Origin of the sequence: Pseudomonas sp. NyZ201, assembly GCF_049860765.1 — a bacterium.
Taxonomy (GTDB): domain Bacteria; phylum Pseudomonadota; class Gammaproteobacteria; order Pseudomonadales; family Pseudomonadaceae; genus Aquipseudomonas; species Aquipseudomonas bharatica.
This window is the reverse complement of sequence record NZ_CP187557.1, coordinates 5,272,592-5,287,061: the sequence shown is the minus strand read 5'-3', so window position 1 is coordinate 5,287,061 and position 14,470 is coordinate 5,272,592. Positions and strand designations below refer to the sequence as shown.

General features: G+C 64.9%; 12 protein-coding genes. 11 read left to right on the top strand and 1 reads right to left on the bottom strand.

Translation table 11 applies throughout. From position 1 onward, the window contains the following. The first annotated feature begins 1 nt into the window (after position 1). The 5 genes from ACPFMA_RS23735 (at position 2) to tldD (ending at position 8,346) form a co-directional block, all read left to right on the top strand. Entirely contained in the window at positions 2-610 is a 609-nt protein-coding gene (locus ACPFMA_RS23735) for a Maf family protein (RefSeq protein WP_425928867.1), read from the top strand. A gap of 83 nt (positions 611-693) precedes the next feature. Beyond that, on the top strand, positions 694-2,151 hold the full coding sequence (gene rng, locus ACPFMA_RS23730; protein WP_064301620.1) for a ribonuclease G: 1,458 nt from the start codon (positions 694-696) through the stop codon (positions 2,149-2,151). A gap of 79 nt (positions 2,152-2,230) precedes the next feature. Next, a complete protein-coding gene (locus tag ACPFMA_RS23725) occupies positions 2,231-6,043 on the top strand; it encodes a YhdP family protein (RefSeq protein WP_425928866.1) in 3,813 nt (1,270 codons plus the stop codon). A gap of 9 nt (positions 6,044-6,052) precedes the next feature. Beyond that, positions 6,053-6,904 carry a carbon-nitrogen hydrolase family protein gene (locus ACPFMA_RS23720; RefSeq protein WP_009398194.1) on the top strand — a complete coding sequence of 284 codons (852 nt, stop codon included), beginning with the start codon at positions 6,053-6,055 and terminating at the stop codon, positions 6,902-6,904. 2 nt (positions 6,905-6,906) lie between these two features. After that, entirely contained in the window at positions 6,907-8,346 is a 1,440-nt protein-coding gene (gene tldD, locus ACPFMA_RS23715) for a metalloprotease TldD (RefSeq protein WP_425928865.1), read from the top strand. A 42-nt stretch (positions 8,347-8,388) separates the two neighbouring features. On the opposite strand, the gene yjgA is transcribed toward tldD, so the two are convergent. Further along, positions 8,389-8,910, bottom strand: a complete 522-nt coding sequence (yjgA, locus tag ACPFMA_RS23710) for a ribosome biogenesis factor YjgA (protein ID WP_009398198.1) — start codon at positions 8,908-8,910, stop codon at positions 8,389-8,391. 107 nt (positions 8,911-9,017) lie between these two features. Here yjgA and pmbA point away from each other — a divergent pair, with 107 nt between their 5' ends. From pmbA to ACPFMA_RS23680, 6 genes are all read left to right on the top strand, one after another. After that, positions 9,018-10,364, top strand: a complete 1,347-nt coding sequence (pmbA, locus tag ACPFMA_RS23705) for a metalloprotease PmbA (protein WP_425928864.1) — start codon at positions 9,018-9,020, stop codon at positions 10,362-10,364. A gap of 134 nt (positions 10,365-10,498) precedes the next feature. Then, on the top strand, positions 10,499-10,891 hold the full coding sequence (locus ACPFMA_RS23700) for a hypothetical protein (protein WP_064301624.1): 393 nt from the start codon (positions 10,499-10,501) through the stop codon (positions 10,889-10,891). Beyond that, complete coding sequence (locus ACPFMA_RS23695; RefSeq protein ID WP_425928863.1) at positions 10,884-12,260, top strand: class II fumarate hydratase; 1,377 nt, start codon at positions 10,884-10,886, stop codon at positions 12,258-12,260. The genes ACPFMA_RS23700 and ACPFMA_RS23695 overlap by 8 nt, the downstream gene beginning before the upstream one ends. 30 nt (positions 12,261-12,290) lie before the next feature. Then, positions 12,291-12,752, top strand: coding sequence for a hypothetical protein (locus ACPFMA_RS23690; protein WP_064301626.1), 462 nt, complete (start codon positions 12,291-12,293; stop codon positions 12,750-12,752). Continuing rightward, positions 12,752-13,363 carry a superoxide dismutase gene (locus tag ACPFMA_RS23685; protein ID WP_425928862.1) on the top strand — a complete coding sequence of 204 codons (612 nt, stop codon included), beginning with the start codon at positions 12,752-12,754 and terminating at the stop codon, positions 13,361-13,363. Before ACPFMA_RS23690 ends, ACPFMA_RS23685 begins: the two co-directional genes overlap by 1 nt. Positions 13,364-13,374: 11 nt before the next feature. Then, the gene (locus ACPFMA_RS23680) at positions 13,375-14,268 is read left to right on the top strand and encodes a ZIP family metal transporter (protein WP_279897201.1); all 894 of its coding nucleotides are present in this window, start codon (positions 13,375-13,377) and stop codon (positions 14,266-14,268) included. Positions 14,269-14,470: the final 202 nt, after the last annotated feature.

Below are 14,470 nucleotides of genomic sequence, written 5' to 3'. Positions count from 1 at the left end.
GATGACCCCGCTGTACCTGGCCTCCGGTTCGCCGCGTCGCCGTGAACTGCTGACCCAGATCGGCATTCCCTTTACCGTCGTCAGCGCCTCCATCGACGAAACCCCGCTTCACGGCGAACAGCCCGGTGCCTATGTCGAGCGCCTGGCCCGTGGCAAGGCTGCGGCCGGCCTGGCCCTGCTCACCGCGAGCGGCGCCAGCGCGCCGCTCGCGGTGCTGGGCGCCGATACCGCCGTCGTGCTCGATGGACGGATCCTCGGCAAGCCGGTCGATCGCGAGGATGCCCTGGCCATGCTGGCGGCGCTGTCCGGGCGCGAGCACGAAGTGCTGACCGCCGTCGCCGTCACCGATGGACAGCGCACGGAAAGCCTGTGCATCAGCAGCCGTGTTGCGTTCAACACCATCAGCGAGGAGCGTGCCCGTACCTACTGGGCCAGCGGCGAGCCCCGGGACAAGGCCGGCGCCTATGCCATCCAGGGGCTTGGCGCGGTATTCGTGCAGGGCCTGCAGGGCAGCTACTCTGCGGTGGTGGGCTTGCCTGTGGCGGAAACCGCCGAATTGCTGGCCCGCTTCGGCATTCCGTGCTGGCAGGGCGTACCAGGTACCGAGTGAGGATGCACCGACGCCGTTTATCGCTCGCCAGTCGGTGTCGGGCGATCCATGATTACCCGAAGCCCCTTTGACGAGAGATTGCCATGAGTGAAGAGATCCTGATCAACATCACCCCGATGGAATCCCGCGTGGCGGTGGTGGAAAACGGTGTCCTTCAGGAAGTCCATGTCGAGCGCACCCAGCGTCGCGGCATCGTCGGCAACATCTACAAGGGCAAGGTGGTGCGGGTCCTGCCGGGCATGCAGGCGGCCTTCGTCGATATCGGCCTGGACCGCGCCGCTTTCATCCATGCGTCGGAAATCTCCCTGCGCGAAGGCACCACGGTGGAAAGCATCAGCGCCCTGGTCCACGAAGGGCAGAGCCTGGTGGTCCAGGTGACCAAGGATCCGATCGGCTCCAAGGGCGCACGCCTCACTACCCAGTTGTCGATCCCCTCGCGCTACCTGGTGTACATGCCACGCACCAAGCATGTCGGCATTTCCCTGAAGATCGAAGACGAAGCCGAGCGCGAGCGCCTGAAGAAGGTGGTCAGCGACTGCGTGGCCCAGGAGAACATCCAGGATTCCGGTGGTTTCATCCTGCGCACCGCCGCCGAAGGGGCGGGTGCCGACGAGATCCTGATGGACATTCGCTACCTGCGCCGGCTCTGGGACCAGATCGGTGCCCAGATCAAGACCGTGGGCGCTCCCACGGAAATCTACGAGGACCTCGGCCTGGCCCTGCGCACCCTGCGCGACCTGGTCAACCCGAAGATCGAGAAGATCCGTATCGATTCCCGGGAAACGTTCCAGAAAACCACGCAGTTCGTCGCCGAACTGATGCCGGAAATCGCCGATCGGCTGGAGCACTATCCCGGCGAGCGGCCGATCTTCGATCTCTACGGCGTCGAGGACGAGATCCAGCGTGCCCTGGAGCGCAAGGTGCCGCTCAAGTCCGGCGGCTACCTGGTGGTCGATCCGGCCGAGGCCATGACCACCATCGATGTGAACACCGGTGCCTTCGTCGGCCATCGCAATCTTGAAGAAACCATCTTCAAGACCAACCTCGAAGCGGCCACCGCCATTGCCCGGCAACTGCGCCTGCGCAACATCGGCGGGATCATCATCATCGACTTCATCGACATGGAAGACGAAGAGCACCAGCGCCAGGTCCTGCGCACGCTGGAAAAGCAGCTCGAACGCGACCATGCCAAGACCAATATCATCGGCCTGACCGAACTGGGCCTGGTACAGATGACCCGCAAGCGCACCCGCGAAAGCCTGGAGCAGGTGCTCTGCGAGCCGTGCATCTGCTGCCAGGGCCGCGGCAAGCTGAAAACCCCGGAAACCGTCTGCTACGAAATCTTCAGGGAAATCCTTCGCGAAGCGCGGGCCTACCAGGCCGAAGGGTACAGGGTGCTCGCCAACCAGAAGGTGGTGGACCGCCTGCTGGACGAAGAATCGGGGAATGTCGCCGAACTCGAAGCCTTTATCGGGCGAACCATTCGCTTCCAGGTGGAGTCCATGTATTCCCAGGAACAATACGATGTGGTGCTGCTCTGACTGGCCCTGAATCCCGGATGGTGGCAAACCCTGCATGTCAGGCCATAGTTAGGGCTTGCACGAGTCGGGGGCCACAGCTATGGAGCGTCTGATCCGCGTTCTGGCTGCCCTGGTTCGCTGGGGGCTGGGCGCCTGCGCATTGGTCGCGGTGCTGGTGGCCCTGTATGTCAGCCTCGGGCGCGAGCTGGTTCCACTGGTCGCCGAGTACCGTACCGACGTCGAGGACAAGGCCGCGGCAAGCCTCGGCCTGCCCGTGCATGTCGGTGAGCTGGAGGGGCGTTGGAGCGGGCTGGCGCCGATCCTGGTGGTTCGCGATGTGCAGGTCGGTGAGGGCGCTTCGGCCTTGCGCCTGGACGCAGTCAAGGTCGTCCCCGACCTGTGGGCCAGCCTGATGGCGCGGGATGTGCGCCTGGCCCGGGTGGAGCTGGGTGGGCTACAACTGAATCTGCACGAAGACGAAAGCGGCAAGTGGACCCTCAAGGGCCTGCCGGTGCAGGACGACGACCAGCCACTGGACGTCGAGCAGGCGCTGCGGCGCATGCAGATGGTCTCCCGGGTTTCGCTGCTGGACAGCCAGATCACCCTGGAACCCTTCGATCACGATCCCATGACCGTGACCTATGTCGGCCTCAGCTTGCAGACCGGCAGCGTGCGCCAGCGCCTGGACGCGCGGCTGACCCTGCCCGACGGCCAGCCCGTGGCGCTGAGTCTGAAAAGCCGGATTCGCCCGGCGCAGTGGCGCGAGGCCGAGGTCGAGGCCTACGCCAGCCTGCCGCAGAGCGACTGGGCCAAATGGCTGCCGGCCCGCCTGCTGGGCCAATGGCAACTGCCACAGCTGCGTGCAGGCGGCGAAGTCTGGCTCGACTGGGGCAAGGGCACGGTGCAAAGCGCCACGGTGCGCCTGAATGCCCCGCAAGTACAGGCCGCCTATGCCGAACGCGAGCCGGTGAAGCTCGACAACCTGGCGCTCAATGCATGGCTGCGGCGGGATGACGACGGCATTCAACTGAGCATCGACTCGTTGGCCATGAACCTGGGTGAGACACGCTGGGAATCCCGCGTCGGCATCAGTCAGTCGATGGCCGGTGACGAGGGCGAGTTGTGGAAGATCCAGGCTGACCGTGTCGACCTGACGCCTTTGACACCGGTGATCCAGGCCCTCGGTCCGCTGCCGAAACAGGCCATGGCGGTGGTCGATGGCCTCAAGGTCACCGGAGGGCTGCGCAACGTCCAGCTCGAAGTGCGGCCGCAGGTGGAGGGCGACCGCAGATTCAGCTTCGCCGCCAACCTCGACCGTGTCGGCTTCGATGCCTATCACGGCGCACCGGCGGCGGGCGACGTCAGCGGCAGCATCAGCGGTGACCTGGGGCATGGCGAGCTGCGCCTGGATACCGACAGGTTCATGTTGCACCTGGCGCCGATCTTCGCCGATCCCTGGCATTACCTGAAGGCCAACGCCTTGCTGACCTGGAAGCTGGACAAGGAAACCTTCACCCTGGTCGCGCCCTATCTCAAGGTGCTGGGGGAGGAAGGCAAGATCGCCGGCGACTTCCTGATCCGCCTGCATCTGCAACCGGGGCACGAAGACTACATGGACCTGCGGGTCGGCCTGGTCGAGGGGGACGGCCGCTACACCGGCAAGTACCTGCCCGAGGTGCTCAGCCCCGAGGTCGATCATTGGTTGCGCACGGCGATTCTCAAGGGAACGGTGGACGAGGGGTATTTCCAGTACCAAGGGTCGCTGAACCATGGTGCGCCGGATCATGCCCGCAGCATCAGCCTGTTCTTCAAGGTGCGCGATGCGGCCCTGGACTTCCAGCCGGGCTGGCCGCAACTGAGCAAGGTGGACGGCGATGTGTTCATCGACGACCACGGCGTGCGGATCAAGGCCAGCACCGGACAGATGCTCGATACCCGGGTGAGCGACGTGCTGGTGGACATCCCCCATGTTCCTGCCGGCGAGCACAGTCATCTGCTGGTCGATGGCAACTTCGACGGCACCCTGGCCGACGGCGTGAAGATTCTTCAGCAAGCGCCGATCGGCACCGGCCCCACCTTCGCCGGCTGGGAAGGCGAGGGCGACCTGACCGGCTCGCTGAAGCTGGATATCCCGCTGGCCCACGGTATCGAGCCAAAGGTCGTGGTGGACTTCCATGCCGAACAGTCGCGCCTGAAAATCAGTGAGCCGGTCCTGGAGCTGAGTCAACTGAAAGGGGACTTCCGTTTTGACCTGGGCCAGGGCCTGAGTGGCAAGAACATCAGTACCGTGGCGTTCGGCAAGCCGGTGACCGCCGAGATTTTCGCCGAAGGCAAGCCCGGGCAGTTGCAGACCCGGATCGTTGCCAAGGGCCAGATTGCCCTGAAGTCCTTGACCGACTGGCTGCAGTTCACCCAGCCGTTGCCGGTTTCCGGGGAGTTGCCGTACCAATTGCAGGTGTCTCTGGGGCGGGATAACCAGCTGGTGGTCGATTCCAGCCTCAAGGGCCTGGCCATCGACCTGCCCGCGCCCTTCGGCAAGGCAGCGAGCGACACCCGCAGCAGCCAGTTCCGCATGAACCTGGGAGGCACCGAGCGGCGTATCGACGCGAGCTATGTCGATCTGGCCAGCCTGGCCATGGCCGCTCCGGCAGGCAAGGCCGAACAGGTGCGCGGCGAATTGCTGCTCGGCGCAGGGGCCGCGCAGTTGCCGACCAGCCCGGGCTTGCGCGTGCGTGGCCGGGTTGCCGAGGTGAACCTCGACGATTGGCAGAGCAAGGCCGGTAGCTACACCGGCGACGATCCGGGGGGCAGTGCCCGGCAGATCCTGCGGAGCGTTGAATTGAGCGTGGGCAAGATCAAGGCCTACGACTTCGAACTGAACCAGGCGGTGGTACGCCTTGATCGCAGCAGCGACAGCTGGGGATTGCGCCTGGATAGCCGGGAAGTGATCGGCAATGCGCGGATTCCCGACGCCAAGGCGGCGCCCATCGTGGTCCAACTGCCGACCTTGCGCCTGCCTGCCGCCGACCCTGCGGTCGAAGCCGAGCCGGATGCCCCGGATCCACTGGCGTCGAGCGATCCTCGCAAGGTTCCTGCGGTGAACCTGAGCATCGACAAACTGTTCCGTGGCGACGACCTGATGGGCAGTGTGTCCCTCAAATCGCGACCCACGGCGCAGGGTGTGGCATTCAATGACCTGGACCTGAATCTCAAGGGCCTGGCGATCAACGGTTCCGCCGCCTGGGAAGGTATCCCCGGCGCCAGCAGCAGTTGGTACAAGGGGCGCGTCGAGGGCGGTAACCTCGCCGATGTGCTCAAGGCCTGGAACTTTGCGCCGACCGTGACCAGCCGCGATTTCCATATGGACGTCGATGGCCGCTGGCAAGGTTCGCCGGCCTGGATCAGCCTCAAGCGCTTCTCCGGAAGCATGGACGCTTCGCTGCGCGACGGGCAGATCGTCGAGGTGGACGGCAGTGCCCAGGCGCTGAGGGTGTTCGGGCTGCTCAATTTCAACTCGATCGGTCGCCGCCTGCGCCTGGACTTCTCCGACCTGCTGGGCAAGGGGCTGAGCTACGATCGGGTCAAGGGCCTGCTGGTGGCCAGCGAAGGGGTCTATGTAACCCGCGAGCCGATCACGCTCACCGGCCCGTCGAGCAACTTCGAACTGGAAGGCACGCTGGACATGGTTCGCGACCGGATCGCCGCCAACCTGATGGTGACCCTGCCGGTGACCAACAACCTGCCACTGGCGGCGCTGATCGTTGGTGCGCCAGCCGTCGGCGGCGCCCTGTTCCTGGTGGACAAGCTGCTGGGCGACCGGGTGGCTCGCTATGCCAGTGTCAACTATCGGGTCGAAGGCCCGGTGAAAGAGCCTAAGATTACCTTCGTGAAACCCTTTGATAAATCAAGGTAGAGCGTGGCCATGACCTTTGCCGTCATCCAGATGATCAGCCAGGACGATATTGCCGCCAACCTGGCCCGCGCCCGGGCACTGCTCGAACAGGCAGCAGGGCAAGGCGCACGGCTTGCGGTACTTCCGGAAAACTTCGCCGCCATGGGCCGCCGCGACAGTGCCGCCATCGGCTTGGCCGAAGCCCGTGGCGAAGGGCCGATCCTGCCCTGGTTGAAACGCACGGCCCGCGACCTCAGATTGTGGATAGTAGCGGGCACCTTGCCGCTGCCGCCCGTCGACCGGCCCGAGGCCAAAGCCCATGCCTGCTCCCTGCTGGTGGACGAGCACGGCGAGCTGGTCGCCCGCTACGACAAATTGCACCTGTTCGACGTGGACGTGGCCGACAACCGCGGCCGCTATCGCGAGTCGGACGATTATGCCCATGGCGCCAATGTGGTGGTGGCCGATACCCCGGTGGGCAAGCTGGGCCTCACGGTCTGCTACGACCTGCGCTTCCCCGAGCTGTACAGCGCACTGCGCGAGGCCGGGGCGGAACTGATCACGGCGCCGGCGGCCTTTACCGCAGTGACCGGGGCTGCACATTGGGAAGTGCTGATCCGTGCCCGCGCCATCGAAACCCAGTGCTATGTGCTGGCCGCGGCCCAGGGCGGCATGCACCCGGGACCGCGGGAAACCCACGGCCAGGCGGCGATCGTCGACCCCTGGGGGCGGATCCTCGCGCAACAAGCGCGCGGCGAAGCGGTGCTGCTGGCCACGCGCGACAGCGCAGAACAGGCGTCCATACGGGCGCGGATGCCGGTGGTCTCGCACCGGCGCTTTTTCTCGCAGGACGCCTTGCGGCCTGCGCACACCTCGGAGTGACTATGAGCGAGTTGTTAACAAGCGTCAGCGAGCAACTGCTGGCCCCCGGCGACCTGACCCTCGACAGCCTGCAGAGCGTGCTGGGCGAGCTGGCCGGGCCGGGCATCGACGCGGCCGACCTGTATTTCCAGGGCCAGATCTCGGAGTCCTGGGCGCTGGAAGACGGCATCGTCAAGGAAGGCAGCTTCAACCTTGACCAGGGCGTGGGCGTGCGTGCCCAGTCCGGCGAGAAGACCGGCTTCGCCTACAGCAATGCCATCAGCCTCGAAGCCCTGAGCGCCGCTGCCCAGGCGGCCCGCTCGATTTCCCGGGCTGGGCAGAACGGCACGGTGCAGGCCTTCCGCAGCCAGGCGATCACGCCCCTGTACGCGGCGGACAACCCGCTGGAAGTCATCAGCCGGGCGGAAAAGGTCGCCCTGCTCAAGCGTGTCGATGCCGCCACCCGCGCGCTCGATCCGCGGATCCAGCAGGTCAGCGTGAGCATGGCCGGGGTCTGGGAACGCATCCTGATCGCCGCTGCCGACGGCAGCCTGGGGGCCGACATCCGGCCGTTGGTGCGCTTCAACGTCAGCGTGATCGTCGAGCAGAATGGTCGCCGCGAACGCGGCGGCCATGGCGGCGGCGGACGCACCGACTATCGCTATTTCACCGAAGACCGGGTCATGGGCTTTGCCCGCGAAGCGCTGCGCCAGGCGCTGGTCAACCTGGAAGCGCTGCCGGCTCCGGCAGGCACCTTGCCGGTGGTGCTGGGGCCGGGTTGGTCCGGCGTGCTGCTGCACGAAGCGGTCGGCCATGGCCTTGAGGGCGACTTCAATCGCAAGGGCAGTTCGGCGTATAGCGGGCGCATCGGCGAGAAGGTTGCGTCGAGCCTGTGCACCATCGTCGATGACGGTACCCTGAAGGATCGTCGCGGCTCCCTGAGCGTCGATGACGAGGGTACGCCGACCGAATGCACCACCCTGATCGAGAACGGCAAGCTGGTCGGCTACATGCAGGACAAGCTCAACGCGCGCCTGATGGGCATGGCCGTCACCGGCAACGGGCGCCGCGAGTCCTACGCGCATCTGCCGATGCCGCGCATGACCAACACCTACATGCGGGCGGGCGAGAGCGATCCGGCGGAAATCATCGCTTCGGTCAAGCGCGGCCTGTACTGCGCCAACCTTGGTGGCGGCCAGGTGGATATCACCAGTGGCAAGTTCGTCTTCTCCACCAGCGAGGCGTACCTGATCGAAGACGGCAGGATCACCGCCCCGGTCAAGGGCGCCACCCTGATCGGCAATGGTCCGGAAGCCATGAGCCGGGTTTCCATGGTCGGCAACGACCTGAGCCTGGACAGCGGCGTGGGGACCTGTGGCAAGGATGGGCAGTCGGTGCCGGTTGGCGTGGGCCAGCCGACCCTGAAGATCGATGCGATCACCGTGGGTGGCACGGGCGCATGAGCGGGACACCGGGCGGGCAGGGTGCCTGCCCGGTAGCGTGAATCAGCGCAGGCCGCGCTGGCTCTCGTCGAGGTCGCGGATGTACTTGAAGATCTTGCGCGCGGCGGTTGGCGGCTTGTTGGTCTTGGCCTCGTGCTGGGCCTGGCGGATCAACGAGCGCAGTTGCTGGCGATCGGCTTCCGGGTACTCCTGGACGAATTTTTCCAGGACGTCGTCGGTGCCGCCGATCAGCCGGTCACGCCAGCGTTCGAGGTTGTGGAAGCGCTCGTTGTACTGGCGCGAAGACGCGTCCAGCTGGTCGAGCAGGGCGTTGATGGCGTCGAGGTCCTGGTCGCGCATCAGCTTGCCGATGAACGAACGGTGACGGCGCTTGGCCTCGTTGGCCGTGTGCTTCTTGTGTTCTTCGAGTGCTTTGCGCAGCTCGTCGGTCAGAGGCAGTTTGGCCAGGGTGTCGGGCTTGAGCGTGGTAAGGCGCTCGCCCATATCGACCAGCGCCTGGAGTTCGCGCTTGATCTGGGATTTGCTTTTTTCGCCTTCGTCGAAGGCATCGTAAGAATCAACCATGGGGGCAGTCCGCTGAGAAACGCCGCCATGATAACCAGTCGGGGGCCGCTTGTCCGGCCCGGTCGCTCGATGACCCTCGCCGAACGCCGTATTGAGTGGAGAAAACCATGAGTGCAGTCCAGAGCGTAGGTCCGCAAGCCCTGCCGGCCTTGCAGGAGCAGGTCGAGCAGATCATCGCCGAGGCGAAACGCCAGGGCGCCAGCGCCTGCGAGGTAGCGGTGTCGCTGGAGCAGGGCTTGTCGACCTCGGTGCGCCAGCGCGAAGTGGAAACGGTGGAATTCAACCGTGACCAGGGCTTTGGCATCACCCTCTACGTTGGCCAGCGCAAGGGCTCGGCCAGCACCTCGGCCAGCGGCAGCGAGGCGATCCGCGAAACCGTCGCGGCGGCACTGGCGATTGCCCGGCATACGTCCGAGGACGATTGCGCCGGGCTGGCCAACCCTGCGCTGATGGCCCGCGACCTGCCGGATTTCGACCTGTACCACGCCTGGGATATCACCCCGGAACAGGCCATCGAGAAAGCGCTGGTCTGCGAAGCGGCGGCTTTCGATGCCGATCCGCGGATCAAGAATGCCGACGGTACTACCTTGAACACCCACCAAGGTTGCCGGGTCTACGGCAACAGCAACGGTTTCATCGGTGGCTACGCGTCGACCCGGCACAGCCTGAGCTGCGTGATGATCGCCGAAGGCGACGGACAGATGCAGCGTGATTACTGGTACGACGTGAATCGCCAGGGCGAGTTGCTGGCCGATCCCAAGGCCATTGGCATTCGCGCCGCGCAGCGTGCCGCCAGTCGCCTTGGCGCAAGGCCGGTGCCGACCTGCGAGGTGCCCGTGCTGTTCTCGGCGGAGCTGGCCGGCGGATTGTTCGGCAGCTTCCTGTCGGCGATTTCCGGCGGCAACCTGTACCGCAAATCGTCGTTCCTCGAAGGCACCATCGGCCAGCGCCTGTTCCCGAGTTGGCTGACCCTCGATGAGCGTCCTCATCTGCCACGGGCACTGGGCAGTGCTGCATTCGATGGCGATGGCCTGGCGACCTATGCCAAGCCGTTCGTCGAGAACGGCCAGTTGGTTTCCTATGTCCTGGGCACCTACTCGGGGCGCAAGCTCGGCCTGCCAAGCACGGCGAATGCGGGTGGCGTGCACAACCTGTTCGTGTCCCACGGTGTCGAGGACCAGGCCGCGTTGATCCGCCGGATGGGGCGTGGCTTGCTGGTCACCGAACTGATGGGGCACGGCCTGAACATGGTGACCGGTGATTATTCCCGCGGTGCGGCAGGCTACTGGGTGGAAAACGGCGAGATCCAGTTCGCTGTCCAGGAAGTCACGATCGCCGGGAATATGAAAGACATGTTCCAGCAGATCGTGGCCATCGGCAGTGATCTTGAAACCCGCAGCAACATCCACACCGGCTCGATCCTGATCGAGCGGATGACCGTAGCCGGTAGCTAAACGGCGCTTCGTCTGTTTCACCTGAAAGCCCGGCCCTTGCGCCGGGCTTTTTCGTTGGTGTCACAACGGGGTTGTACTGATTCTATTTATCAATTAATAATGAATATCATTATCTCGGCGATGATATTCCTGCCATGAAATCCGTCCTTCGCGAACTGCCCTACCTCGATAACTGGCGCTGGCTGAGCCTGCGCATCCGCTGCGCGCTGGAGCCCGACGAGCCGCGCCTGATCGAGCATTACCTGGCCGAAGGGCGCTACCTGGTCTGCTGTACGGACACCTCGGCGTGGGCCGTTGCCCTGACTTCGTTCCGTGTTCTGCTCGATACCGCCTGCGATCGCATGTTGCCGTGGCACTGGCGCTGCCTGTGCCTGGACCAGGCCTGGCGACCGCTGCTGCAACTGCGCAAGCTCGACGGCGGCGAGCACGGCCAGCGCTGGCAGCCGCTGGCCTTGCAACTGGCGAACTGCGCGCTGTTGCCTTCGATTTCATCCTTTGAACTGATGCAAGGACTTGATGATGAGTAATACCCGTATCGAGCGTGACAGCATGGGCGAGTTGCAGGTGCCGGCCGAGGCCCTGTATGGCGCCCAGACCCAGCGTGCGGTCGACAACTTCCCGATCAGCCGGCAACGCATGCCGGCCCAGTTCATCCGTGCACTGTTGCTGGCCAAGGCCGCGGCAGCCCGGGCCAACGTCCAGCTGGAACAGATCACCCAGGCCCAGGGTGAGGCCATAGTCGCTGCCGTGGAGCAACTGCTGGCTGGCGACTTCATGCAGCACTTCCCGGTGGACGTGTTCCAGACCGGCTCCGGCACCAGCTCGAACATGAACGCCAACGAGGTGATCGCCACCCTCGCCAGCCGCATCGCCGGCGACCAGGTCAACCCGAACGACCACGTCAATTGCGGGCAGAGCAGCAACGACATCATCCCCACCACCATTCACGTCAGTGCCGCGCTGGCCCTGCATGAGCAACTGTTGCCGGCGCTGCAGCATCTGGTCGGGGTCATCGAGACCAAGGCGGTGCAGGTCCACGCGTTCGTCAAGACCGGCCGTACCCATCTGATGGATGCCATGCCCGTGCGCATGAGCCAGGTGCTGGGTGGCTGGGCGCAGCAGATCAAGGCCTGTATCGGCCACCTGCAGGACACCCTGCCGGCCCTCCAGGCCCTGGCCCAGGGTGGCACGGCGGTGGGCACGGGGATCAACGCCCATCCACAGTTTTCCGTGCTGTTCTCCAGGCAGTTGAGTGAACTGACCCGCGTCGACTTTGTGCCGGGCGAGAACCTGTTCGCCCTGATCGGCTCCCAGGACACTGCGGTTGCCGTCTCCGGCCAGCTCAAGGCCACCGCCGTGGCGTTGATGAAAATTGCCAACGACCTACGCTGGATGAACTCCGGGCCGCTGGCCGGCCTTGGGGAAATCGAGCTGGAAGGGCTGCAGCCGGGCTCCTCGATCATGCCGGGCAAGGTCAATCCGGTGATTCCGGAAGCCACGGCGATGGTCGCTGCCCAGGTCATCGGCAACGACGCGACCATTACCGTCGCCGGCCAGTCGGGCAACTTCGAGCTGAACGTGATGCTGCCGGTCATTGCCCGCAACCTGCTGGAAAGCATCGAGCTGATGGCCAATGCCAGCCGCCTGCTGGCCGACAAGGCCATCGCCAGCTTCAAGGTCAACGAGCCGAAGCTCAAGGAAGCGCTGGCGCGCAACCCGATCCTGGTGACAGCGTTGAACCCGATCATCGGTTACCAGAAGGCTGCCGAGATCGCCAAGACTGCCTACAAGCAGGGCCGCCCGATCATCGATGTGGCGCTGGAACATACCGAGCTGTCGCGTACCCGGCTGGAAGTCCTGCTGGATCCGGAAAAGCTCACCGCCGGCGGAATCTGAAGCCGCCGACAACCGCTTTGGAGGTTCGCCATGCAGCACTGGAAACGTACCACCGAGATTGCCAACCGCCTGTTCAACCAAGGGGATCTGGTCGATGCCCGTGAGCTGTACCTGCAGGCCCTGGCCTTGGCCCAGGTGCTGTTCGAGCGCTGGCAGGACGCCGACGAAGCGGTCGCCGCCTGCGTGATATCCCATCACAACCTGGCGGACCTTCATCTGCGCCTGAAGCAGCCCCAGGAAAGCGCCGAGTATCTCTGCGCGATTCATCAACGCCTGCTCGCGGCCAGCCAGGATCCGCGCTTGCCCGAGCCATTGCGCCAGGCGGCCTTGCGCCACAGCGGCAAGACCTACACCGAACTGCTGAGCTTCATCAGCGAGTACGGCCAATACCCGCGTACCGAGCGCCTGCTGTACCGGCAGGAGCCACAGCCCGGTGTGCTGGCCGGTCGCGACCCCGTGATTTCCCAAGCCATCCGACAAGGAATCCACTGATGCCACACGCCTTGCCTGCATTGCCCTACGCCTACGACGCGCTGGAGCCGCATATCGATACCCAGACCATGCAGATCCACCACACCAAGCATCACCAGACCTACATCAACAACCTCAATGCCGCCCTCGATGGCACCGAATGGGCCGAATGGCCGGTGGAGAAGCTGGTGGCGGCGGTCAAGCAGCTGCCGCAGGGCCTCCAGGCCGCGGTCATCAACCAGGGCGGCGGCCACGCCAACCACACCCTGTTCTGGACCGTCATGTCGCCGAACGGCGGTGGCGTGCCTCACGGCGCGGTAGCCAAGGCCATCGACGAGCAACTGGGCGGTTTCGAAGCCTTCAAGGACGCCTTCACCAAGGCCGCCCTGACCCGCTTCGGCAGCGGCTGGGCCTGGCTGAGCGTTACTCCGGAGAAGCGCGTAGTGGTGGAGAGCAGCGGCAACCAGGACAGCCCACTGATGAACGGCAACACGCCGATCCTTGGCCTGGACGTCTGGGAGCACGCCTACTACCTGCTGTACCAGAACCGCCGCCCGGAATATATCAACGCGTTCTACAACGTGGTCGACTGGGCCGAAGTCGAGCGGCGCTACCTTGCCGCCGTGGCGTGAGTGACAAGCGAATGCGCTCGGATGTCTTGTCCGTAAGCAGCGTGCGTTTGTTCCGCCTGGCGCTGGGCACCCTGTTGCTGCTGGTGGGCACGGCCTTGCTGGTGGCCCAGGGGATCGCCTGGCTCGACCTGGAGCCGCGGATGATGCGGGCACTGGAGGGCGGGGCGCTTTGTGCGCTTGGTACCGCGCTCGGTGCGGTACCGGTGCTGGTGATCCGCAGCATGCCGGTGGCGCTGGCGGACACCCTGTTGGGCTTTGGTGCTGGCGTCATGCTGGCGGCGACGGCGTTCTCGCTGATCATCCCGGGGCTGGATGCCGCCCAGGCGGTGGGCTTCGGCAAGTGGGGCGCGGGTGGTCTGGTCAGCTTCGGCCTGTTGTCCGGCGCGTTGTGCCTGTACCTGGTGGATCGCCAGGTCTCCAGCGCTTCGCCCGAGGCGCTGGTGGCTTGCGGCACCCAGCCGGTGATACCGGCGCGGATCTGGATCTTCGTCATCGCCATCATTGCCCACAACATTCCGGAAGGCATGGCCATCGGTGTGTCTGCCGGCGGTGGCATGCCGGACGCGGACAGCCTGGCGATGGGCATCGCCTTGCAGGACGTACCGGAAGGGTTGGTGATCGCGCTGGTGCTGGCCGGCGCCGGGATGGCGCGCTTCAAGGCGTTCCTGATCGGCGCGGCGTCCGGACTGGTGGAGCCTGCGGCGGCATTGGTGTGTGCCTGGTTGGTCAATGTGGCCGAGCTGCTGTTGCCGCTCGGGCTGGCCTTTGCGGCCGGGGCGATGTTGCTGGTGGTCACCCAGGAAATCATTCCCGAATCGCGGGCCAACGGGCATCACCGGTTGGCCAGCCTGGGGCTGTGCGTCGGGTTCTGCCTGATGATGGTGATGGATACCGCGCTGTCTTGATAAAGGCTGCGATAAGGCCGGCAATTACAGCACTGTTGTCAGATCTGGCCAATCGCTGGCAAGCCAGCTCCCACAGTGTCCGCGTCGTGCTTTTGAATGCCCTGCAGGAGCTGGCTTGCCTGCGATGGACTGCGAGCAGTCCCAAAACCATCAGCCCCGAATGAAAAAGCCCGCCAAATGGCGGGCTTTTTCATTCGGGGCT

Bases quoted from the DNA above. Each gene is read 5' to 3' on its own strand.
- tldD (WP_425928865.1), top strand. From the start codon at position 6,907: ATGAGCGAGTTGTTAACAAGCGTCAGCGAGCAACTGCTGGCCCCCGGC.
- ACPFMA_RS23700 (WP_064301624.1), top strand. From the start codon at position 10,499: ATGAAATCCGTCCTTCGCGAACTGCCCTACCTCGATAACTGGCGCTGG.
- ACPFMA_RS23735 (WP_425928867.1), top strand. From the start codon at position 2: ATGACCCCGCTGTACCTGGCCTCCGGTTCGCCGCGTCGCCGTGAACTG.
- yjgA (WP_009398198.1), bottom strand. From the start codon at position 8,910: ATGGTTGATTCTTACGATGCCTTCGACGAAGGCGAAAAAAGCAAATCC.
- ACPFMA_RS23690 (WP_064301626.1), top strand. From the start codon at position 12,291: ATGCAGCACTGGAAACGTACCACCGAGATTGCCAACCGCCTGTTCAAC.
- ACPFMA_RS23720 (WP_009398194.1), top strand. From the start codon at position 6,053: ATGACCTTTGCCGTCATCCAGATGATCAGCCAGGACGATATTGCCGCC.
- ACPFMA_RS23725 (WP_425928866.1), top strand. From the start codon at position 2,231: ATGGAGCGTCTGATCCGCGTTCTGGCTGCCCTGGTTCGCTGGGGGCTG.
- pmbA (WP_425928864.1), top strand. From the start codon at position 9,018: ATGAGTGCAGTCCAGAGCGTAGGTCCGCAAGCCCTGCCGGCCTTGCAG.
- ACPFMA_RS23695 (WP_425928863.1), top strand. From the start codon at position 10,884: ATGAGTAATACCCGTATCGAGCGTGACAGCATGGGCGAGTTGCAGGTG.
- rng (WP_064301620.1), top strand. From the start codon at position 694: ATGAGTGAAGAGATCCTGATCAACATCACCCCGATGGAATCCCGCGTG.
- ACPFMA_RS23680 (WP_279897201.1), top strand. From the start codon at position 13,375: ATGCGCTCGGATGTCTTGTCCGTAAGCAGCGTGCGTTTGTTCCGCCTG.
- ACPFMA_RS23685 (WP_425928862.1), top strand. From the start codon at position 12,752: ATGCCACACGCCTTGCCTGCATTGCCCTACGCCTACGACGCGCTGGAG.